The 20,541-nt window shown below is 58.7% G+C and carries 20 protein-coding genes; 8 read left to right on the top strand and 12 right to left on the bottom strand.

Annotation, left to right across the window (positions count from 1 at the left end):
• The first annotated feature begins 47 nt into the window (after positions 1–47).
• Entirely contained in the window at positions 48–641 is a 594-nt protein-coding gene (locus GT756_RS23985; RefSeq protein ID WP_017899831.1) for a maltose acetyltransferase domain-containing protein, read from the top strand.
• A 122-nt stretch (positions 642–763) separates the two neighbouring features.
• Here the strand turns inward: GT756_RS23985 and rhaM are convergent, their stop codons facing one another.
• From rhaM to rhaB, 9 genes are all read right to left on the bottom strand, one after another.
• Positions 764–1,078: an L-rhamnose mutarotase gene (gene rhaM / locus GT756_RS23990; protein WP_017899830.1), complete on the bottom strand. Its 315-nt coding sequence runs from the start codon at positions 1,076–1,078 to the stop codon at positions 764–766.
• Positions 1,075–2,223, bottom strand: coding sequence for a lactaldehyde reductase (gene fucO / locus GT756_RS23995; protein WP_017899829.1), 1,149 nt, complete (start codon positions 2,221–2,223; stop codon positions 1,075–1,077). The genes rhaM and fucO overlap by 4 nt, the downstream gene beginning before the upstream one ends.
• Positions 2,224–2,311: 88 nt before the next feature.
• Positions 2,312–3,316 carry an ABC transporter permease gene (locus GT756_RS24000; protein ID WP_032455459.1) on the bottom strand — a complete coding sequence of 335 codons (1,005 nt, stop codon included), beginning with the start codon at positions 3,314–3,316 and terminating at the stop codon, positions 2,312–2,314.
• Positions 3,313–4,320 carry an ABC transporter permease gene (locus GT756_RS24005; RefSeq protein ID WP_017899827.1) on the bottom strand — a complete coding sequence of 336 codons (1,008 nt, stop codon included), beginning with the start codon at positions 4,318–4,320 and terminating at the stop codon, positions 3,313–3,315. The genes GT756_RS24000 and GT756_RS24005 overlap by 4 nt, the downstream gene beginning before the upstream one ends.
• Positions 4,317–5,828 (bottom strand): sugar ABC transporter ATP-binding protein, encoded by a 1,512-nt coding sequence (locus GT756_RS24010; RefSeq protein ID WP_004203660.1) that lies wholly within the window; start codon positions 5,826–5,828, stop codon positions 4,317–4,319. Before GT756_RS24010 ends, GT756_RS24005 begins: the two co-directional genes overlap by 4 nt.
• Positions 5,829–5,973: 145 nt before the next feature.
• Positions 5,974–6,960 carry a rhamnose ABC transporter substrate-binding protein gene (rhaS, locus tag GT756_RS24015; protein WP_160125107.1) on the bottom strand — a complete coding sequence of 329 codons (987 nt, stop codon included), beginning with the start codon at positions 6,958–6,960 and terminating at the stop codon, positions 5,974–5,976.
• An 81-nt stretch (positions 6,961–7,041) separates the two neighbouring features.
• The gene (gene rhaD, locus GT756_RS24020; RefSeq protein WP_004203662.1) at positions 7,042–7,872 is read right to left on the bottom strand and encodes a rhamnulose-1-phosphate aldolase; all 831 of its coding nucleotides are present in this window, start codon (positions 7,870–7,872) and stop codon (positions 7,042–7,044) included.
• A gap of 149 nt (positions 7,873–8,021) precedes the next feature.
• Positions 8,022–9,281 carry an L-rhamnose isomerase gene (locus tag GT756_RS24025; protein WP_004203663.1) on the bottom strand — a complete coding sequence of 420 codons (1,260 nt, stop codon included), beginning with the start codon at positions 9,279–9,281 and terminating at the stop codon, positions 8,022–8,024.
• Complete coding sequence (rhaB, locus tag GT756_RS24030) at positions 9,278–10,744, bottom strand: rhamnulokinase (RefSeq protein ID WP_064183869.1); 1,467 nt, start codon at positions 10,742–10,744, stop codon at positions 9,278–9,280. Before rhaB ends, GT756_RS24025 begins: the two co-directional genes overlap by 4 nt.
• Positions 10,745–11,054: 310 nt before the next feature.
• Here rhaB and rhaS (GT756_RS24035) point away from each other — a divergent pair, with 310 nt between their 5' ends.
• Positions 11,055–11,891: an HTH-type transcriptional activator RhaS gene (rhaS, locus tag GT756_RS24035; RefSeq protein ID WP_004203665.1), complete on the top strand. Its 837-nt coding sequence runs from the start codon at positions 11,055–11,057 to the stop codon at positions 11,889–11,891.
• A 73-nt stretch (positions 11,892–11,964) separates the two neighbouring features.
• Positions 11,965–12,810 (top strand): HTH-type transcriptional activator RhaR, encoded by an 846-nt coding sequence (rhaR, locus tag GT756_RS24040; protein ID WP_004203666.1) that lies wholly within the window; start codon positions 11,965–11,967, stop codon positions 12,808–12,810.
• A 32-nt stretch (positions 12,811–12,842) separates the two neighbouring features.
• Here the strand turns inward: rhaR and rhaT are convergent, their stop codons facing one another.
• A complete protein-coding gene (gene rhaT / locus GT756_RS24045) occupies positions 12,843–13,877 on the bottom strand; it encodes an L-rhamnose/proton symporter RhaT (protein WP_004203667.1) in 1,035 nt (344 codons plus the stop codon).
• 289 nt (positions 13,878–14,166) lie between these two features.
• Here rhaT and sodA point away from each other — a divergent pair, with 289 nt between their 5' ends.
• Together sodA and yiiM are read left to right on the top strand one after the other, a co-directional pair.
• Positions 14,167–14,787 carry a superoxide dismutase [Mn] gene (sodA, locus tag GT756_RS24050; protein ID WP_004203668.1) on the top strand — a complete coding sequence of 207 codons (621 nt, stop codon included), beginning with the start codon at positions 14,167–14,169 and terminating at the stop codon, positions 14,785–14,787.
• 72 nt (positions 14,788–14,859) lie between these two features.
• Positions 14,860–15,534 (top strand): 6-hydroxyaminopurine reductase, encoded by a 675-nt coding sequence (gene yiiM, locus GT756_RS24055; RefSeq protein ID WP_032455462.1) that lies wholly within the window; start codon positions 14,860–14,862, stop codon positions 15,532–15,534.
• A 63-nt stretch (positions 15,535–15,597) separates the two neighbouring features.
• Here the strand turns inward: yiiM and cpxA are convergent, their stop codons facing one another.
• Entirely contained in the window at positions 15,598–16,971 is a 1,374-nt protein-coding gene (gene cpxA / locus GT756_RS24060) for an envelope stress sensor histidine kinase CpxA (RefSeq protein WP_004203670.1), read from the bottom strand.
• Positions 16,968–17,666 (bottom strand): envelope stress response regulator transcription factor CpxR, encoded by a 699-nt coding sequence (cpxR, locus tag GT756_RS24065; protein WP_004203671.1) that lies wholly within the window; start codon positions 17,664–17,666, stop codon positions 16,968–16,970. The genes cpxA and cpxR overlap by 4 nt, the downstream gene beginning before the upstream one ends.
• Positions 17,667–17,815: 149 nt before the next feature.
• Here cpxR and cpxP point away from each other — a divergent pair, with 149 nt between their 5' ends.
• The 3 genes from cpxP to pfkA all read left to right on the top strand — a co-directional run bounded on the left by cpxP (position 17,816) and on the right by pfkA (position 20,539).
• Positions 17,816–18,319, top strand: a complete 504-nt coding sequence (gene cpxP, locus GT756_RS24070) for a cell-envelope stress modulator CpxP (RefSeq protein WP_004203672.1) — start codon at positions 17,816–17,818, stop codon at positions 18,317–18,319.
• Positions 18,320–18,478: 159 nt separating this feature from the next.
• On the top strand, positions 18,479–19,381 hold the full coding sequence (gene fieF / locus GT756_RS24075; RefSeq protein ID WP_002882907.1) for a CDF family cation-efflux transporter FieF: 903 nt from the start codon (positions 18,479–18,481) through the stop codon (positions 19,379–19,381).
• A 195-nt stretch (positions 19,382–19,576) separates the two neighbouring features.
• Positions 19,577–20,539 (top strand): 6-phosphofructokinase, encoded by a 963-nt coding sequence (gene pfkA / locus GT756_RS24080; RefSeq protein WP_002882911.1) that lies wholly within the window; start codon positions 19,577–19,579, stop codon positions 20,537–20,539.
• Positions 20,540–20,541 lie beyond the last annotated feature (2 nt).

Genomic DNA, 20,541 nt, shown 5'->3' on the forward strand with positions numbered 1-20,541 from the left:
CAACATTCCGTGGCACAGGGTGGTGCCTGACAGAGAAGGAAGATGTCATGATGGATATGAAAAAACGTATGAACAGCGGTGAGCTTTACCTGGATGCAGGATATGGCTTGCCGGAGCAGCGGCTGATGGGTAAAGCGCGGGCCTATGAATATAATCATTCGCATCCGTTTAATCAGGAATTGCGCAACGATATTATTCAGCGCATGTTCGCGAAAGTCGGCGAACAATGCTGGATAGAGCCGCCGATCAATATTGCCTATGGGATCCATACGACGATTGGTGATAATTTTTATGCCAATTTTAACCTCACGCTGGTCGACGATGCGGACATTATCATCGGCAATAACGTCATGTTTGCGCCAAATGTCACTATCTCCACCGCCGGGCATCCCATCCACCCCGCGCTGCGCCATACGCATCAACAATTTTCATTACCGGTAGTGATTGAAGATGGGGTCTGGTTAGGCACGGGGGTGATTATTAATCCCGGGGTAACGATTGGCCAGAATTCAGTCATAGGCGCGGGCAGTGTGGTAAATCGCTCTATACCGGCGAATGTGGTTGCCGCTGGCGTACCTTGCCGGGTATTAAGAGAAATTACCGATGCGGATAAAGACAAATACGCACTTTTCCCCGGATGATGGACGAGAGAAACAGGGGAGCGTAAAGGATCGTGTCCCCTGTTTTGCATTATCGCCGTTGAACCGGCCTCCAGCCCGCATGGGGGGAGGCCGGGGAAAGTACTCTCCGGCGTCGCGGGGTTTCACGCCAGATAAAACACTTCTTTGAGCTCCGCGCTCAGCGGGCTGTTGTCCGGGTTGCTGGGCATCACCTCGCGCATGTATTTCCACCAGCGCTGGCACACTTCCGTGCTGGCGACCGCCTCCCAGCGGGCTTCCGACTCAATCTCCACCGTGGCGAACAGCAGGTTGCGCTCTTTATCGAGATAAATGGCGTAGTGGTGCGCGCCGTGCGTTTTCAGCACCGCCTCCAGCTCCGGCCAGATGGGGTTGTGGCGACGTGCATACTCCTCGTGCGCGTCAGGGTTAACCTGCATCACAAAGGCTTTGCGGATCATAATGCCTCCAGATAGAGCTCGCGAACCTCATCGCGGCTGGCGGGGCGCGGGTTACACGGCGCGCACGGGTCGGCCAGCGCTTTATCCAGCCAGCCTTCGATATCGGCTTTGCTGACGCCAAGCTGGCTGAAGCCCTGGGGGATCCCTACGCGTTTGCTCAGCGCGCGAATGGCGTTGATGGCCTCCATGCTGGCGGCTTCATCGCTCATGCCGTGGGTATCGACACCCATCGCCTGCGCCACGCGGGCGAAGCGCGCCACCGCGTTCGGGCGGTTAAAGTTTTCGATGATCGGCAGCAGGATGGCGTTGCACACTCCGTGTGGCAGGTTGTGGGTGGCGCCAGGCTGATGGGCCAGGGCGTGTACCAGCCCGAGGCCGGCGCTGTTGAACGCCATGCCCGCCAGATACTGGCCAAAGGCCATCTGTTCGCGGGCCTGCAGATCGTGTCCCTCCTCTACCGCTTTTGGCAGCCACAGGTTGATCAGGCGGATGGCCTCGAGGGCGTTGGCGTCGGTGAGGGGATGGGCGCCAACGGAGACAAAGGCCTCGATGGCGTGGGTCAGGGCGTCCATGCCGGTGGCGGCGGTAACGGCTGGTGGGATGTCGAGCATCACGCTGGCGTCGTCGACGGCGATATCCGGGATCAGGTTCGGGTCGATAATCACCTCTTTTACCTGACGCTCGCTATCGATAATCACGGCGTTGCTGGTCATCTCCGCCGCCGTGCCGGCGGTGGTGTTGATGGCCACCAGCGGCACGCCAGCGTTTTTCACTTTGCCGACGCCGGAGTAGGCTGTGGAGGGGCCAGGGTTGGCGGTGAGGATTTTTATCGCCTTGGCGGTATCAATCGGGCTGCCGCCGCCGAAGGCGATCAGGTAATCGCAGCGGGCCGCCTGGTACGCCGCATAGCCTTGCTGCACCAGCGCTTCGGTGGGATTAGGGTACACGCCGTCAAACAGCTGATAAGCCATCTGCTGTTCATCCAGCGCGGAAAACAGACTGTCCAGCAGGCCCAGCTTCACCAGTTGACCGTCGGTGACGATCAGCGCCTTGCCCCACTGTTTGCCCGCTACCAGCTTGACCATATCACCGATAGCGCCTGCGCCGTGGAGGCTGATTTTAGGTAGTGCCAACATAAAACTCATGATAATTCTCCTTAATGTTGATTTTGGGAAATCCGTTTCCCCTCACCCCGCCCTTCTCCCTTGGGAGAGGGCCAGGGCGAGGGGGAAATTAACATCGTCTTCGCTGCAGCATCCGCCGGGCCATAATCGGCAGGGAGATCACCACGATCAGCATCGCGCCGATAATCACCGACATCACGATGCCGGGTACGTTCAGCAGGCTCAGGCCGAAGGTCACCAGCCCCATCAGAAAGGCGGCGATGATCACCCCGGGCATGCTGCCGGAACCGCCAAGAATATTGACGCCGCCGAGCACCGCCATGGTGACAACCGCCAGCTCCCAGCCCATCGCCAAAGTGGGGCGGGTACTGCCGAGCCGTGAGGTCAACAGGATCGCCGCCAGCCCGGCCATCAGCCCGACCAGCGCGAACAGCGCGAGGTTATGTCGCTTCACGTTGATCCCGGAGTACCAGGCGCCGGTCGGGTTATTGCCGATGGCATAGGTTCGGCGGCCAAAGTTAGTTTTATGCAGCAGGAAGGTGAAGGCGGCCGCGAGGAGGATAAACAGCGCAAACTCAAAAGAGAGCGCCCCCCACACGTACCCCTGGCCGAACCAGGCAAAGCTCTCCGGGTAGTGGTTGAGCGCCTGATCGCCCAGCAGGATATAGGTGATGCCGCGATACAGGCTCATGGTGCCGATGGTGATCACGATCGACGACAGGTTAAAACGCGTCACCAGGATACCGTTGAACAGACCGCATAGCAGACCCACGCCCAATCCGACCAATACCAGCAGCGGCGTATCCATCCCCGCCGCCGCGCAAAAGCCCATCACCGTTGAGCTGAGCGCCATCGTCGAGGCTACCGAAAGGTCAATTTCGCGGGCGATAATCAGCATCGCCATCGGCAGAACGACGATCGCCTTCTCAGTAAAGGTGAAGGTGGCGTCCGACAGGTTCCAGATATTGAGGAAGTACGGGGAAGCCAGGGCGTTGCCGATAAATACCGCGAGGGTCACCGCCAGTAAAAACCCTTCCCAGCACAGCAGGCGGCGCAGCGGCGACGGCACGGCCGGGGCGTTTTTCATCTCTTCAGATACCATCATCTTGCTCATGATTTCATCCCTTGTTTCTGCCGGGCTAACGCCGCGTTACGCAGGATTAACCGCCCGTGACCGCGATTGCCGCGCTCGTTAAGCAGCACCGCCATGACGATCACTGCCCCGGAAATCGCCATTTGCCAGAACGGCGAAATGCCGATCACCGGCAGGGCATTATTGATGACCCCGAGGAACAGCGCGCCGCACAGGCAGCCCAGTACCCGTCCGCTTCCGCCCATGGTGCTGATACCGCCGATCACGCAGGCGGCGACCACCTGCAGCTCAAAGCCGTTCGCCACATCGACATAGGCGACAGCGAAGCGCGAGATCCACAGATAGCCGCAGAAGCCAGCCAGCGCGCCGGAGAGGCAGAAGCTGACGAACTGCATTTTCCCGGCGTTAATGCCGGTGTAATACGCCGCCGTCGCGTTGCCGCCCGCGGTATACAAGGCCCGGCCGGTGCGGCTGTAGCGCAGGAAGTAACCCACCAGCAGCAGCGCGGCGATGGCGCACCAGCTCAGCAGCGGCAATCCCAGGAGGGTGCTGCGCGGCAGACTGAGAAAATCAGCGCTCATCTGATGTGAGTTAACCCAGCCGCCGTCGGTCAGCAGGAAGATAATGCCGCGATAAATGCTCATGGTGCCCAGGGTCACCACGATGGCGGGAATGCCGAGGCGCCAGACCAGCAGGCCGTTAATCATCCCCATCAGCAGGCCCAGCAGGGTTGCCAGCGCCAGCAGCGCTACCACCGGAATACCCGGATTATGGGCATTGAGCAGGGCGACGATCATCCCGGTCAGCGCCAGGTTGGCGGCCATCGACAAATCGATGCCTTTGGTGAGCAGCACCATCATCTGTCCGAGGGCGAGAATGATAAGGATGGCAGTATCGTTAAACATCTCCACCAGATTACCCGGTGAAACGAACGACGGCGCCCGGCTGCCAATGGCGCCGATCATCAAAATGATGACCAGCGCCAGCAGCGCTTCGCGATGCTTCAGCCATGCGTGTCCCATCATGCTGCCTCCTGGCCGATGCCGCTGGCGGCGCTAACGATGGTTTCCGCCGTCGCTTCCCCGGCCCGGTACTCGGCGACCATCAGCCCTTCATGCATCACGATAATCCGGTCGGCCATGCCCATGACTTCCGGCAGCTCTGACGAGACCATAATCACCGCCAGCCCCTGGCTGACCAGCTCGGACATAAACTGATGCACAGCGGCTTTTGAGCCGATATCGATGCCTTTGGTCGGCTCATCGAGGATGATCACCTCGGGCTGGGTCGCCAGCCATTTGCCGATCACCACTTTCTGCTGGTTGCCGCCAGAGAGGGTCTCCACCGGCTGCCGCCAGCTGGAGGCTTTAACCTGCAGGCGCGAGGCGTACTCGTCCGCCAGCCGCCATTCCCGGGCGTCGTTCAGGACGCCGTTAGGATTGAGCTTGCTCAGCTGCGGCAGACTGATGTTCTGGGCGATAGGCAGGGCGATGATCGCCCCCTGTTTCTGTCGCTCTTCCGGTACGCAGACGATGCCCGCGCGGATAGCGTCGGCGGGTTGGCGAAAGCGCATGGGGCTGCCGTTCAGTCGGATCTCGCCGGAGGAGGGATGCGTTACGCCGGAGAGCGCCTGCATCAGTTCGGTGCGTCCGGCGCCCACCAGGCCGTAAAAGCCGAGAATTTCTCCCTTGCGCAGGCTGAAGCTGATATCGGCAAACTCGGTAGGATGACAAAGATCGTTGACCTCCAGCACCGTTTCCCCTGGGGTACAGTCGACTTTCGGGTAGGTTTGGCTGATCGCCCGGCCCACCATCATCGACACCATCCGCTCTTCGGTAATATCGCTCATCATCCCGGAGCTGACGTACACCCCATCGCGCAGGATGGTGTAATAGTCGGCCAGCTCGAAAATTTCATCGAACTTATGCGAGATAAACAGGATCGCTTTGCCGTCCTGCTTCAGACGCTCAACGATGTGATAAAACTCCAGGATTTCATGCTGGGAAAGCGCGGCGGTCGGCTCATCGAGGATCACCGCCTGGGCGTCGAAAGCCAGCGCCCGGGCAATCGCCACCATGTGCCGCTGGGCGATGCTGAGCGTTTTTAACGTTGCCCGCGGGTCGATCTGGACTTCCAGCCGGGCGAGGATCTCACCAGCCCGGCGGTGCATCGCCGGCCAGTCGAGCGTTTTGAGCAGTCCCTTATACAGATACTGGCCGACGAAAATGTTTTCGCTGACCGAAAGTTCGTCAAACAGTATGGTTTCCTGGTGGATGGCGGTGATCCCCATCTTGTGCGCCGATTCCGGCGTCGGCAGATGAATGGGAATCGCTTTATAGAGGATCTCCCCCTCTTCGGGCTGATAAATACCGGTCATCACTTTGACCAGCGTGGATTTCCCCGCGCCGTTTTCGCCGATGAGGGCGGTCACTTTGCCGGGCCAGAGATCGAGCTGCACGTTCTCAAGGGCGCGCACACCGGGAAAAATCTTGGTGATCCCCTTCAGCGACAGCAGTGGTGTTGATGCTGACATGATAGTTCTCCGTAAAATCGCCCCTCACCCTAACCCTCTCCCCAAAGGGGAAAGGGAACGGTCCGGCGCCCGCAGGCCGCATCGCGCAGAGGGCCAGCTGTTCCCCCTCTCCCTCTGGGAGAGGGCCGGGGTGAGGAAACAAGGGTTAGAAAATTTTCGAGAACTTATCGATGTTGCTCGCATCGTAGACAAACGGCTCGGCCATCGCGCCATTCCCTTCGGCGTCCAGCTTCACTTTGCCCAGCTTGCCCATACTGGCTTCGGTTTTGGTCGCCGTGCCTTTGACTAAATCGTCGGCCAGATAGGTGGCGGCGTAACCGAGGTCAATCGGGTTCCAGATGGCGAAGCTTTTGCTGGCGCCAGACTTGATCGCGCCGGCCATTTCCGACGGCAGCCCCAGCCCGGTGACATAGACTTTGCCAATTTTTCCCTGGTCCTTCACCGCCTGCGCGGCGGCAACAATTCCCACCGATGACGGCGAAACAATGACTTTCAGGTCCGGATATGATTTCAGCAGGCCCACCGCTTCGCGGTAGCTTTTATCCGACAGATCGTCACCGTAGGCGACGGTCACCAGATTGACGGACGGATACTGCGGCAGCACCTTTTTCATCTCCTCAATCCAGAGTTTCTGGTTAGTGGAGGTCGGGGTGGCGCTTAACACCGCCACATCCCCCTTCTCCACGTTCAGCGCCTTCAGCGCATCGGCGGCGAGCTTGACGTTGGTCTCGCCAATTAAGGCGTTATTGGAAGGATTAAGATGGATCTGGCGGCCTGTCGGCGCCACGCCGGAGTCCCAGGAAACCACTTTGATGCCGCGCTGCATCGCTTTTTTCAGCACCGGCACCACCGCGTCCGGATCGTTGGCGGAAATGGCGATCGCATCCACCCCCTGGGCGATCAACCCGTTCAGCACATCGATCTGCGCTTCGGCGGTGGTGGTGGTCGGGCCGGTGTAGATCACTTTGACATCACCTAACTCTTTGGCGGCCTGTTGGGCGCCAACGTTGGCGGCTTCGAAGAAGCCATTTCCCAGCGATTTCGCCACGAGGGCGATTTTAACTTCTGCTAAGGCGGAACCGGACAACGCCAGGGCGGCAACGGTGAGGATCAAGCTTGTCTTTGTTTTCATTGCTTTTACTCCACATGAGTCAGTTTTGTAGGGTTTGCAGGTGAGGCTTCGCCCCGTCTCGGTGAGCGGGGCGCGATGTTGTTATGGATAAAGATCTAACGCGGACTGCAGCGGCTGGACGTTGAAGCGTTTGCCAAGAGCGATAAGCTCTTCGCGAGTGATGGTCTGCTTCATCCCGCCCATGGACAGGACTTTCACCAGCACTTCGGCGGACTTCTCGGCAGTGTCGATCAGGCCGAAGGTCTCATCCAGGGTTGGGCCGCTGCCGAAGACGCCGTGGAACGGCCACAGCACCAGCGAGTGTTTTTGCATGGTTTCCGCAGTCGCCTGGCCGATTTCATCGGTGCCTGGCACCATCCACGGCAGAATGCCGACGCCATCCGGGAAGACCACCAGACATTCGGTGCTACCTTCCCACAGCTTGCGGGTGAACAGATCGCTGTGGTTCTCCAGGACGTAGGTCAGGGCGATCAGATTGGTGGCATGACAGTGCATGATCACCCGGTCCTTGCCGTCGGTCAGTTTGATGCGCTCGCTGTGCGACAGGAAGTGTGCCGGCAGCTCGGAGGTCGGCACCGCATCCTCCGTCAGACCCCACAGGATATGGTATCCCGCGCCGTCGCTGTCGACTTTCACCACGCCAAGGTTAGCGGCCGGGTCGAGCTGGACATTACGGAAGAATTTGCCGGAACCGGTGACGATAAACGGCTGATTGGCCAGGGTTGGCATCGGCTGGCTGAGGGCGATATAGCGGGGTTTAGCGTGGAAATCCGCCGCGTAAGGTTCGATATCCGCCTCATCCAGACGCAGCGTCAGGTTGCCGCCGTTGCGCTCGTCCCAGCCTTTCAGCCAGGCGTCGGAGGTGGCTTTGATCATGCCCTGGACGAACCAGGCGTCGATAATGGTCTGCATAGTCTTGTCTTTCCTGTTGATTCGGTGAGGGGTTGACCCCCTCACCCTAAATATGTGCGTGCCCCCGGATTGCGCCGTAAACGGCTTATCCGGGCTACCGGTTCGTAGCCCGGGTAAGGCGTCAGCCGCGACCCGGGGAAGCCCGTGCATTACCCGCGCTGGCTCAGAACCGCATTCTCATAAGCCCGCACGTTGTCCAGCCACTGGCTGCCCGCCGGCGTGTCGTGACGCTGGCAGTACATCTCCCAGATGGCCTGCCACGGCAGGGATTTTTGCTCTTCGAGCAGCGCCAGGCGGGCGGTGTAATCGCCGTCGTTCTCCAGCTGGCGCAGCTGGTTGGTCGGTTCCAGCAGGGCGCGCAGCAGCGCTTTTTTCATATTGCGGGTACCAATCACCCAGGCCGCGATGCGGTTGATGGAGGCATCGAAGAAGTCGAGGCCGATGTGCACGCGGTCAAACAGGTTATGGCGAATGATTTCGCTGGCGATGGCCTGAGTCTCATCATCCAGCAGCACCACGTGGTCGCTGTCCCAGCGCACCGGGCGGCTGACGTGCAGCAGCAGGCGCGGGATGTAGAGCATGGCGGCGGAGATCTTGTCGGAGATGACCTCCGTCGGGTGGAAGTGGCCGGCATCCAGGCACAGCGCCGTCTGGCGGCTGGTGGCATAGCCCATATAGAACTCGTTGGAGCCGACGGTGTAGCTTTCGGCGCCGATACCGAACAGCTTGCTCTCGACGGCGTCAATGTGGTGCGCCGGGTCGAATTTTTCGCTGATGACTTCATCCAGCGCGTTCAGCAGCCGCTGGCGCGGCGCGAAGCGGTCAACGGTAATGTCCTTCATGCCGTCCGGCACCCAGATATTCATCACCGACGGGGTGCCCAGCTGTTCGCCAAAATAAGCGGATACGCGGCGGCTGGCTTTGCAGTGGTCGATCCAGAACTGGCGGATCTCATCGTTGGCATGCGACAGGGTAAAGCCGTCGGCGCTCAGCGGATGCGAGAAGCAGGAGGGGTTGAAATCCAGCCCCAGTTTGTTGGCTTTCGCCCACTCGACCCAGTTTTTAAAGTGCTCCGGCTTTATCTCATTGCGCGCCACCGGCGCGTCGGCTTCCAGATAAATAGCGTGCAGGTTGAGACGTTTTGGCCCCGGAATCAGGCTCAGCGCCTGCTCAAGGTCGGCGCGTAGCTCCTGAGCATTGCGCGCTTTGCCCGGGTAATTGCCGGTGGCCTGGATGCCGCCGGTCAGGCTTCCCGCCGGATTTTCGAACCCGGCGACGTCGTCACCCTGCCAGCAGTGCATGGAAACGGGCAGACGGTCCAGCTGGCGCAGGGCCTCCTCGACATCCACGCCGACGGCGGCGTAGCGCTGCTTAGCAATTTCCCAGGCTTGTTCAAGTTGAGTGGTCATGCGCAAAGCTCCTTGGTCTGTTGTGGCTGAAACTGCGCCACGAAACGGGCAATTTCACTATCAGGATTGGGGGTAAAGGTGGTGAGGGATGCGTTGCCGTGCACCACCTGACGAAACTCATCGACGCTGGCCAGCTCGTCGAGGGTCATTAACTGGATGCCGATATTGCCGAGGGTGGAGGCCTCTGTCGGGCCGGCCACGACGGCGATCCCGCAGGCGTCGGCGCACAGCTGGTTGAGCAGTTCGTTCTGGCAGCCGCCGCCGACGATATGCAGCTGGCTGAAGGGCTGGCCGCGCAGCGCCGCCAGCTCGTTAAGCACCCGGGCGTAGAGCAGCGCCAGGCTGTCGAAAATGCAGCGCGCCAGTTCGGCGTCGCTGTGAGGAACCGGCTGGCCGGATCCGCGGCAGGCGGCCTGGATCTCGGCGCTCATACTGGCCGGGTTGATAAAGCGGTCGTCATTGCAGTCAATGATGAAGCGACACGCCGGCAGCGCGGCAGTGCGGGCGATCAGCCCCTGCAGGTCGCTGACGTTTTGTTCTTTCAGCACCCGCTGCAGCAGCCACAGGCCCATGATATTTTTCAGCACCCGATAGCGGCCTTCGGCTCCGCCTTCGTTGGTGATATTGGCCTGCAGCGCCGCGTCGCAGGTGTAAGGGGTCAGGCTTTCAAACCCCATCAGCGACCAGGTGCCGGAGGAGAGATAGGCGGCGTGGCGGTCGGCCAGCGGGGAGGCGATCACCGCGCTGGCGGTGTCGTGACTGGCGACGGCGACCACCGGAATACGGTTGCCTTGCGGGCAGATCCAGTGGCCTGTCACATTGCCGGGATGCGTCGGGGTGCCAAACCACTCGCGCGGCGCGCCGGTCCAGTTCAGCAGCGTCTCATCCCAGTTATCGCTGTGGATGTTGACCAACTGGGTGGTGGTGGCGTTGGTATATTCCCAGTTCAGATTGCCGGTCAGGCGGAAGCTGAAATAGTCGGGGATCAGCAGGGCATGGGCGGCCTGACTGACCAGCTCCGGTTGCTGTTCCACCAGGGCGCGCAGCTGATAAAGGGTGTTAAACGGCAGAAACTGAATGCCGCTGCGGCGATAGATCTCCGCCCGGCCCAGCTGTTCTTCAGCGTGACGTAGCAGGCCCTGGGTGCGATCGTCACGATAGGAGACCGGCAGCCCGACGCGCTGACCCTGCTTATCCAGCAGGACATAATCCACGCCCCAGGTATCGATGCCGATGCTGTCGATCAGGATGCCCTGCTCACACACTTTCTCCAGCCCGCGGCGGATCTCGCCTTCGAGGCTATCGAGATCCCAGCAGTCGAAGCCATCGACCTTCTGCAGGCTGTTGGTGAAGCGATGAATTTCACGCAGCGTCAGGGCGCGCGGCCCGGACTGATAGCTGGCGAGCATGACCCGCCCGCTGGAGGCGCCTAAATCGACGGCGACACAATGACGAATACTCATGGAACGATCCTTCTTAAAATCATTGTCCGCAGTCTAAAAAAGGGCGCTGACTCACACCTTCTCGCTACGGACAGCCGAAACTGGCCGCTGGCAAGAAAGCAAAGGTGACCGTGAGGAAAATCACAAATTGCGGTTTTGGGCGGTGGTGAGGAGGATGTGATGGGGTCCGCAGTTCCGCATCTTTCCGGCTGATTCTTGAAAAAGCGGCAGGATTTACGAATTTCGCGGTCAAAAATTGAAGGCCGGATAGCCAACCCTTCATTACTATCAGCCGGTGACTGATAATTTTTCTCATTACGAGGGTGGCATCATGACCATATTGCACAGTACGGATTTCTTTAAGGCCGGGATCTCGACGGTGGCTATTGAACCCCGCCTCCCTCAGTCGGCCTTTCCTGAACATCACCATGATTTTCATGAAATTGTCATCGTGGAGCAGGGTACGGGCATTCACGTCTTCAATGGCCAGCCCTATACCATCGGCGGCGGCTCGGTCTGCTTTATTCGCGATCACGACCGGCATCTTTACGAGCACACGGACAATCTGTGTCTGACCAACGTGCTTTATCGCGCGCCGGATGCGTTTCGGTTTCTCGCCGGGGTCAGCCAGCTGTTGCCCCAGGAGCAGGAGGGCAACTACCCGTCGCACTGGCGGGTGAACCAGACGGTTCTGCAGCAGGTGCGGCATATCGTGGCGCAGATGGAGGCCATGGGGAGCGAAACGGATACCCATGCCGTCGCCAGCCGTGAGATCCTGTTTATGCAGCTATTGGTGCTGCTGCGGAAAAGCAGCCTTGCGGAAGAGGCCACCAACAACGATGCACGGCTGAATCAGCTGCTGGCCTGGCTGGAAGACCATTTTGCGCAGGAGATCTGCTGGGAGGAGGTGGCGGCGCAGTTTTCGCTATCGCTGCGTACCCTGCACCGTCAGCTGAAGCAGCAGACCGGCCTGACGCCGCAGCGCTATCTCAATCGGGTGCGCCTGATGAAAGCCCGCCACCTGCTGCGCCACAGCGATGAAAGCGTGACGGATATCGCCTATCGCTGCGGATTCGGCGACAGTAACCACTTTTCGACGCTTTTTCGCCGCGAGTTTTCCTGGTCGCCGCGCGATATCCGCCAGGGGCGCGACGCTATTCTTCAGTAACGCGAGAGGAGTCAACGTATTGCGGAGCAAAAACGCGAATAATGCGCCCTTATCCGCGTTGGGAGTGTGAGCCGTGGCCGGTTTGATTCTACGTAAAGAGGAATTTTTCCCTTCCGCCACGCAGGCGGTGGCGGTGGCTGACCGCTATCCGCAAAACGTCTTCGCTGAACACACCCATGAGTTCTGCGAGCTGGTGCTGGTGTGGCGGGGCAACGGGCTGCATGTTCTCAACGACCGTCCCTGGCGCATTACCCGCGGCGATCTGTTCTATATTCGCGCCGAAGATAAACACTCCTATGCTTCCGTTAACGATCTGGTTCTGCAGAACATCATCTATTGCCCGGAGCGGCTGCAGCTCAATTTCGACTGGGCGGGGGCGATCCCTGGCCTCTTCGGCACCCCGTGGAAGCCCCACTGGCGCATGGGCAGCACCGGTATGGCGCAGGCGCGTCAGGTGATTAGTCAGCTTGAGCATGAGTGTTCCCGGCACGATGCGCAGGGGAATGCGATGGCCGAGCTGTTGTTTGCTCAGCTGGCGCTGACCCTCCAGCGGCATCGCTACGCGACAGATAATCTGGCGGCGACGCAGCGCGAAGCGCTGTTGGACAAACTGCTGGCCGCGCTGGCGGCCAGCCTGAGCCGCCCCTTTGTCCTGGAGCGTTTCTGCGAGCAGGAGGGTGGCAGCGAGCGGGCGCTACGTCAGCAGTTTCGCCAGCAAACCGGGATGACCATCAATCACTATTTACGCCAGCTGCGGATCTGCCATGCGCAGTATCTGTTGCAGCATACCGAGCGCTTAATCGGCGATATCGCCATGCAGTGCGGCTTTGAGGACAGTAACTACTTTTCGGTGGTGTTCAGCCGGGAAATCGGCATGTCGCCGGGGCAGTGGCGGCAGCGCAGTCGCGCCGCCGCCTGAAGCGCGTCTTTGTCAGGCAAATGCTCCGGTGCTTAACGGGCCATTCCCAGACCGACGATGTTGGCGGCGATGATGATCACCACGCAGCCGAGGCTCAGGACGCTCACCGGACGACGACCGGCGTTGTTCCACTCCTTCAGCACCAGACCCACCAGACCGCCGCACAGTACGTAGAAGCTCATGTGCAGCATCCAGCTCATATAGTCATACTGCGCCGGAATGCTGGCGTGGCCCCAGGCATAGAAGAAGAACTGGAGATACCACATCAGGCCGCCGAGGGCGGAAAGCAGCAGGTTGCTGATGATGAGGGGTTTGGCCAGCGAGAAATCGGCTTTGACGGACAGGCTCTTCACTTTTGCCAAACGAATAAAGCAGAAGCCAAGGTTAACCAGCGCCCCGCCGCCCATAATCACCACGTAGCTTGGCAGCGCCGCATATAACGGGTCGACGCCGAGCGCCGCGGCGGCATCATGCATCGGTTTGGCGGCGTTCATCGCGAACGACATCCCTGCCGAGAAGATACCGCACATCACTGCCAGCAGAAGCCCTCTCTTCAGATTGAACTCTTCGGCTTTGATGCCCATTTTGCGCTCTTTCAGCTGGCCCGCGCGGGTGACGATGCCAACGCCAACCACCGCCACCAGCACGCCGAGCAGCGTCATTTGACCGCCCTGGGTGTGCATCAGCACTGAAAACTGACCGTTAATAATCGGCGTCATCAGCGTACCGACAATCAGCGTGATGCCAATGGCGATGCCAATCCCCATCGACATGCCGAGATAGCGCATGGTCAGGCCATAGTTGATATTACCGATACCCCACATGGCGCCGAACAGAAAGACCGGCAGCAGCGTGGAGGCGTTAAAGGAGCGGTAGTAGGCCCAGAAATCGGGTAACAGCGTGGCGCTGATTGCCCAGGGCAGGATCAGCCAGGAGACGATCCCCCCGACCGACCACATGGTTTCCCACGACCAGTGTTTTACTTTCTTGAACGGGGCATAGAAACAGGCGGCACTGGCGGCCCCTATCAAATGCCAAAAAATACCCATCGTAATCGCGTGGTTCATTGATTTTATCCTCATCTTTTTTTATCGGAGACGGCGGCTTCCGATGCGATGAGTGTAAAAATTAGCCGCTTTGGCCGCCTTCAGGACGTTGCCACAGGATGGCGAACTCTGGCAACCATGGGCTTAATTAGTTGTTCTACATCACAAAACGGCGGGTATTTCTTCTGGTTATATCCATATGAAAAATACGGCATTGATAAGCATTTTCAATACCATTTAATTAACTATAATGGACAAACTGCTTACGCGGCGTTAACACTTGAGCCGCTCGACAATAATGGAGATGATTATGAGCTATACCCTGCCATCCCTGCCGTACGCTTACGATGCTCTGGAACCGCACTTCGACAAGCAGACGATGGAGATCCATCACACCAAACACCATCAGACCTACGTGAACAATGCCAACGCCGCGCTGGAAAGCCTGCCGGAGTTCGCTAACCTGTCCGCTGAAGAGCTGATCACCAAGCTGGATCAACTGCCGGCTGACAAAAAAACCGTACTGCGTAACAACGCCGGCGGCCACGCGAACCACAGCCTGTTCTGGAAAGGCCTGAAAACCGGTACAACCCTGCAGGGCGACCTGAAAGCGGCTATCGAGCGCGATTTCGGCTCTGTGGACAACTTCAAAGCGGAATTTGAAAAAGCCGCTGCTACCCGTTTCGGTTCCGGCTGGGCGTGGCTGGTCCTGAAAGGTGACAAACTGGCCGTTGTCTCCACCGCTAACCAGGATTCCCCGCTGATGGGCGAAGCCATTTCCGGCGCTTCCGGCTTCCCGATCCTGGGTCTGGACGTGTGGGAACACGCTTACTACCTGAAATTCCAGAACCGTCGCCCGGACTACATCAAAGCCTTCTGGGATGTGGTGAACTGGGACGAAGCTGCAGCGCGTTTTGCCGCCAAAAAATAAGGTTGCAATGTGCTAAGAGAGAAGCGAGTCTGATGGCTCGCTTTTTTTATATCGGTAGCAAGGAGAGCAGAGATGCATTATCCGGTGAATGTCTTTGTTGGCAAAATCAGGGACTACACGGGCAGTCGTCCCAGCGCGATCGGCAAAATCCAGGTTGACGGCGAGTTGCAGCTCGGCGATCTCGGTCTCGAAGGGGATGAGCAGGCGGAGAAGAAAATCCACGGCGGGCCGGACCGCGCGCTGTGTCACTATCCGCGCGAACACTATGCCGACTGGATCCGTGAATTCCCCCAGCAGGCCGATCGGTTCTGCGCCCCGGCGTTCGGCGAAAACCTCTCCACCACCGGGCTCACCGAACAAAACGTCTACATTGGCGATATCTTTCGCTGGGGCGAGGCGCTGATCCAGGTCACCCAGCCGCGCTCTCCGTGCTTCAAGCTCAACTTTCATTTTTCGATCAATGACATGGCTCAGCTGATGCAAAACAGCGGGAAGACCGGCTGGTTGTATCGGGTGATCGCCGGGGGGAAAGCCTCCAGCGATGCGCCGCTCGAGCTGGTCTCTCGCCTGAGTGAGGTCAGCGTCCATGAGGCCGGGGCGATTGCCTGGCATATGCCGTTTGATGACGATCAGTACCACCGCTTATTGTCGGCCGCGGGCCTGTCGGTGAGCTGGAGCAGAACCATGCAGAAGCGCCGTTTAAGCGGTAAGATCGAGGATAGTTCGCGGAGATTATGGGGGAAATAATTCCCCCATATTGAGTATTTCCGGGGATGCTCCCGGCTTAGCGTAGCGCAAGCCGGGATAGCATCAGGTGCGCTTATACAGCGGCAGCCAGAGGGTTAAGCGCAGACCGCCCAGCGGGCTGTCGTCGGCCTTCACCCAGCCACGGTGCTGCTGAATAGCGGTTTCGACAATCGCCAGCCCCAGGCCGGTGCCGCCGGACTCGCGGTCGCGCGCCTCGTCGGTCCGGTAGAATGGCCGGAAAATCTGCTCGCGATCCTCCGGACTGACTCCCGGGCCGTCGTCATCGACGTTAACCGTAATCCCGTCTTTATCCACCGAGAAGCTGACGGAAATCTTCGTGTGCGAGTAGCGCAGGGCGTTGCGGACGATGTTCTCCAGCGCGCTTTCCAGCGCATTGGGGTTACCGTACAGCGGCCACGGGCCCGGAGGATACTCAACGGTGAAGGATTTACCCATCTGCTCGGCTTCAAACGCCGCGTTGTCCAGCACTTCACTCCACAGCTGATTGGCTTTGACCGTCTCGCTCACCAGGGCATTTTTCGCCTGATTGCGCGACATCACCAGCAGGTCGTTGATCATGCTGTCCAGCCGGTGCGCTTCAGTTTCGATTCGCTCCAGCTCTTTGCTCTCACCGCTGCGGCGGCGCAGCAGGGCGGTGCCCAGCTGCAGGCGCGTAAGCGGCGTGCGCAGCTCGTGCGAGATATCGGACAGTAGCCGTTGCTGGCTGGTCATCATCCGCTCCAGGGCCGTCACCATTTGGTTAAAGCTGGCGCCGGCGGCTAAAAACTCCTGCGGTCCAGCTTCCAGCTCCGGATGCTGCCGCAGGTTGCCCTGGGCGACCTCGTCGGCGGCATTTTTCAGCTTACGCGCTGGTTTCGCCAGGCTCCACGCCAGCCACAGCAGCAGCGGGGCGCTAACCAGCATTGTGACGATCAGCAGCAGCAGCGGCCGGTCAAACAGCAGGTTGATAAAGTCGGATTGTGAGGTGCTGGCGGGACGGATCAGATACAGCTGATAGTTATCCTCCCCATCCCTGACGGAGAACGGGCCCACCATTTCCAGGCGGCCATAGCGTTTTTTCTGCGGATGATCGGCGTTATCGGCCTGGCCGATAAAGTTGCGAATGATCTGCATCTCGTTGCGTTCTGCGCCGATCACGCGGCCTTCGCTGGTCACCAGCAGCAGGCGTTGCCCAGGAGGCGCCCATTTATCGATGGCGCGAAACAGACGACGCCACCACATCAGGTCGTTCGGCGGATCGTTGGCCAGCTCGGCCTCAACGTGCTGCTCGATCATGATGCCTTGACGCTGCTCGCTTTCCAGCAGCTCGGTCATCTGCCGGGAGTCCAGTTTGGGCAACATCAGCACCAGCATCAACACCAGCGCCAGCGTGAGCCAGAAGATGGCGAAGATGCGTGCAGTCAAACTTCCAATCATGAAGCGGAAACCATCAGATACCCGCGGCCACGCAGCGTTTTAAACCACGGATGGCCATCTTTGCGCTCCGGCAGCTTACGCCGCAGGTTGGAAATATGCATATCGATAGCGCGGTCGAACGGCGTCAGGCGCTTGCCTAACACTTCCTGGCTTAAATGTTCGCGTGACACCACCTGGCCGAGATGCTGCGCTAACAGATAGAGCAGGGTGAACTCGGTGCCGGTGAGCTCCAGCGTCTGGCCATCGAAATTGGCTTCCTGACGGCCCGGATTGAGGCTTAAGGCATCCACTTCCAGGGTCGGCGAACCGGCTTCGGTCGTCTGCTGCTGTTCGCTCCAGTGGGAACGGCGCAGAATCGCGCGTATACGCGCCACCAGTTCACGATCGTTGAACGGCTTAGGCAAATAGTCATCTGCGCCCAGCTCGAGGCCGAGAACGCGATCCAGCTCGCTCCCGCGCGCTGTTAGCATGATAACCGGTGTCTGGTGTGTCTGACGCAGCTCTTTCAGCGTATCGATACCGTTTTTCTTCGGCATCATTACGTCGAGCAGCAATAAATCAATGCTGTCGTCCAGAAGGGCCAGCGCCTGTTCCCCATCATGGGCCACCAGCACGTTAAAACCTTCCATATCGAGCAGCTCTTTTAACAGGGAGGTGAGCTCCCGGTCATCATCAACTAACAGGATTTTATTCATTGTTTAAATACCTCCGAGGCAGAAATTACGTCATCAAGGCCCGCTAATCCATGACTTTACGTTGTTTTACACCCCCTGACGCATGTTTGCAGCCTGAATCGTAGACTGTCTCTCGTTGAATCGCGACACAAACGTTTTGGGAGTATGTGATGCGCAATGTTATCGCTGCCGTCATGGCCTCAACGCTGGCGCTAAGTGCAATTAGCCAGGCCGCTGAAGTCGTTACCAGCGTTAACTGGCTCCCCGGAGACGAAGGGGGACAGCGCGGTAGCCAGAGCCATATGTTTGACGGCATAAGTTTAACCGAGCAGCAACGTCAGCAGTTACGGGATCTTATGCAACGGGCACGCCACGACAGGCTCCCCGTTAATGTTAGCGAAATGGAGACAATGCATCGCCTTGTCACCGCAGAAAATTTTGATGAAAACGCTGTGCGCGCTCAGGCAGAAAAGATGGCGCAGGAACAGGTTGCTCGCCAGGTCGAGATGGCTAAGGTCCGCAACCAGATGTACCACCTGCTTACGCCAGAGCAGCAAGCGGTTTTAAATGCTAAGCACCAGCAACGTATGGATCAGTTGCGTGAGGTTGCAAGGATGCAGAAAGGCTCAGCGATGATGCTTTCGAGTAGTAGCAACACCCTGCAACCCCAGTAACAAACCCTGTTTTCCTTGCCATAGACACCATCCCTGTCTTCCCCCCTCATGATGAGGGGGTTTTTTTTGCCCTTTTTTCGGCAAATCAACTTCTTCGCCTTTCCCGTGAGCGTCACAAGTTCAGGTTATACTAAGCGCAGTGCAGGAGAAGGAGCCTATATGAATCAATCTTATGGCCGGTTGGTCAGCCGCGCCGCTATCGCTGCGACAGCGATGGCCTCTGCGTTACTTTTGATCAAAATTTTTGCGTGGTGGTATACCGGTTCAGTCAGTATTCTGGCTGCGCTGGTGGATTCGCTGGTGGATATTGCCGCCTCGCTGACCAACCTGCTGGTGGTTCGCTATTCGCTGCAACCGGCTGATGAAGAACACACCTTTGGCCACGGCAAAGCGGAGTCGCTGGCGGCGCTGGCGCAAAGCATGTTTATCTCCGGCTCGGCGCTGTTCCTGTTTCTCACCGGTATTCAGCACCTGGTGCGTCCGGAGCCGCTGCAGGCCGCCGGCGTCGGGGTCGTTGTGACGCTGATCGCTCTCGTCAGCACGCTGGCGCTGGTGACTTTCCAGCGCTGGGTGGTGCGAAAAACCCAGAGCCAGGCGGTGCGGGCGGATATGCTTCATTATCAGTCTGATGTTATGATGAACGGCGCCATTCTGGTGGCGCTGGGCCTATCCTGGTACGGCTGGCATCGCGCCGATGCGTTGTTTGCCTTAGGAATTGGCATCTATATTTTATATAGCGCGCTGCGGATGGGCTATGAGGCGGTTCAGTCGTTACTCGACCGCGCTTTGCCTGACGAGGAGCGTCAGGACATTATCACCATCGTGACCGCATGGCCCGGCATCCGCGGGGCGCACGATCTACGAACGCGGCAGTCAGGGCCGACCCGCTTTATTCAGATTCATTTGGAAATGGAAGATAACCTCCCGCTGGTGCAAGCCCACGTGATTGCAGACCAAGTGGAGCAGGCGATTCTGCGCCGTTTCCCGGGATCCGATGTCATTATCCATCAGGATCCCAGTTCTGTGGTGCCAGCGGCGCAGCAGGGCTTTTTTGAGCGTTAGGTTATAGTCTGTAAATTCGATGTAAAAATGTGGGTCAGCTCGGCATTTTTGTATAAATTACCGCCGTTTGGTCTGACCTGAATCAATTCAGCTTGAGGCGTTTGATATACTATTGTCATTAGCGTCGTGCACTCCTGGTGAGGGAGCGCTTCAGGCAACAGAATTATTTTTTGCTTCCTAAGTTCAGAGGTAGTCATGATTAAGAAAATCGGTGTGTTGACAAGTGGCGGTGATGCGCCGGGCATGAACGCAGCAATTCGTGGCGTTGTGCGCGCGGCATTAACGGAAGGTCTGGAAGTTTTTGGAATCTATGACGGTTACCTCGGCTTGTACGAAGACCGTATGGTTCAGCTCGACCGTTACAGCGTTTCCGACATGATCAACCGCGGCGGCACCTTCCTGGGCTCCGCTCGCTTCCCGGAATTCCGCGAAGAACACATCCGCGCTGTGGCTATCGAAAACATGAAGAAGCGCGGCCTGGACGCGCTGGTGGTTATCGGTGGTGACGGGTCCTATATGGGGGCGATGCGCCTGACCGAGATGGGCTTCCCGTGCATCGGCCTGCCGGGCACCATCGACAACGATATCAAAGGCACTGACTACACCATCGGCTTCTTCACCGCTCTGAGCACCGTGGTGGAAGCGATTGACCGTCTGCGCGACACCTCCTCTTCGCACCAGCGTATCTCCGTGGTGGAAGTGATGGGCCGTTACTGCGGCGACCTGACTCTGGCGGCGGCGATTGCTGGCGGCTGTGAGTTCATCATGGTGCCGGAAGTGGAATATACCCGCGACGATCTGGTGGCTGAAATCAAAGCCGGCATCGCGAAAGGGAAAAAACACGCTATCGTGGCGATCACCGAGCACATGTGCGACGTTGACGAGCTGGCAAGCTACATCGAGAAAGAGACCGGCCGTGAAACCCGCGCCACCGTCCTCGGCCACATTCAGCGCGGTGGTTCCCCGGTTCCTTACGACCGTATCCTGGCTTCCCGCATGGGCGCCTATGCGATTGAGCTGCTGCTGCAGGGCCATGGCGGCCGTTGCGTCGGCATCCAGAACGAGAAGCTGGTGCACCACGACATCATCGATGCCATCGAGAACATGAAGCGTCCGTTCAAGAACGACTGGCTGGATTGCGCGAAGAAACTGTACTAAGT

This window comes from Klebsiella sp. Q2 (genome assembly GCF_009900705.1).
Lineage (GTDB): Bacteria > Pseudomonadota > Gammaproteobacteria > Enterobacterales > Enterobacteriaceae > Klebsiella > Klebsiella quasipneumoniae.

Excerpts from the sequence above, each read along its gene's own strand:
- rhaB (WP_064183869.1), bottom strand. The coding sequence starts at position 10,744 with ATGAGTATTCGTCATTGTGTCGCCGTCGATTTAGGCGCCTCCAGCGGG.
- GT756_RS24005 (WP_017899827.1), bottom strand. The coding sequence starts at position 4,320 with ATGATGGGACACGCATGGCTGAAGCATCGCGAAGCGCTGCTGGCGCTG.
- fucO (WP_017899829.1), bottom strand. The coding sequence starts at position 2,223 with ATGAGTTTTATGTTGGCACTACCTAAAATCAGCCTCCACGGCGCAGGC.
- cpxR (WP_004203671.1), bottom strand. The coding sequence starts at position 17,666 with ATGAATAAAATCCTGTTAGTTGATGATGACCGGGAGCTCACCTCCCTG.
- rhaM (WP_017899830.1), bottom strand. The coding sequence starts at position 1,078 with ATGATCCGCAAAGCCTTTGTGATGCAGGTTAACCCTGACGCGCACGAG.
- fieF (WP_002882907.1), top strand. The coding sequence starts at position 18,479 with ATGAATCAATCTTATGGCCGGTTGGTCAGCCGCGCCGCTATCGCTGCG.
- rhaS (WP_160125107.1), bottom strand. The coding sequence starts at position 6,960 with ATGAAAACAAAGACAAGCTTGATCCTCACCGTTGCCGCCCTGGCGTTG.
- rhaT (WP_004203667.1), bottom strand. The coding sequence starts at position 13,877 with ATGAACCACGCGATTACGATGGGTATTTTTTGGCATTTGATAGGGGCC.
- yiiM (WP_032455462.1), top strand. The coding sequence starts at position 14,860 with ATGCATTATCCGGTGAATGTCTTTGTTGGCAAAATCAGGGACTACACG.
- GT756_RS24025 (WP_004203663.1), bottom strand. The coding sequence starts at position 9,281 with ATGACCACTCAACTTGAACAAGCCTGGGAAATTGCTAAGCAGCGCTAC.
- GT756_RS24010 (WP_004203660.1), bottom strand. The coding sequence starts at position 5,828 with ATGTCAGCATCAACACCACTGCTGTCGCTGAAGGGGATCACCAAGATT.
- rhaS (WP_004203665.1), top strand. The coding sequence starts at position 11,055 with ATGACCATATTGCACAGTACGGATTTCTTTAAGGCCGGGATCTCGACG.
- pfkA (WP_002882911.1), top strand. The coding sequence starts at position 19,577 with ATGATTAAGAAAATCGGTGTGTTGACAAGTGGCGGTGATGCGCCGGGC.
- cpxP (WP_004203672.1), top strand. The coding sequence starts at position 17,816 with ATGCGCAATGTTATCGCTGCCGTCATGGCCTCAACGCTGGCGCTAAGT.
- sodA (WP_004203668.1), top strand. The coding sequence starts at position 14,167 with ATGAGCTATACCCTGCCATCCCTGCCGTACGCTTACGATGCTCTGGAA.
- GT756_RS23985 (WP_017899831.1), top strand. The coding sequence starts at position 48 with ATGATGGATATGAAAAAACGTATGAACAGCGGTGAGCTTTACCTGGAT.
- cpxA (WP_004203670.1), bottom strand. The coding sequence starts at position 16,971 with ATGATTGGAAGTTTGACTGCACGCATCTTCGCCATCTTCTGGCTCACG.
- GT756_RS24000 (WP_032455459.1), bottom strand. The coding sequence starts at position 3,316 with ATGAGCAAGATGATGGTATCTGAAGAGATGAAAAACGCCCCGGCCGTG.
- rhaD (WP_004203662.1), bottom strand. The coding sequence starts at position 7,872 with ATGCAGACCATTATCGACGCCTGGTTCGTCCAGGGCATGATCAAAGCC.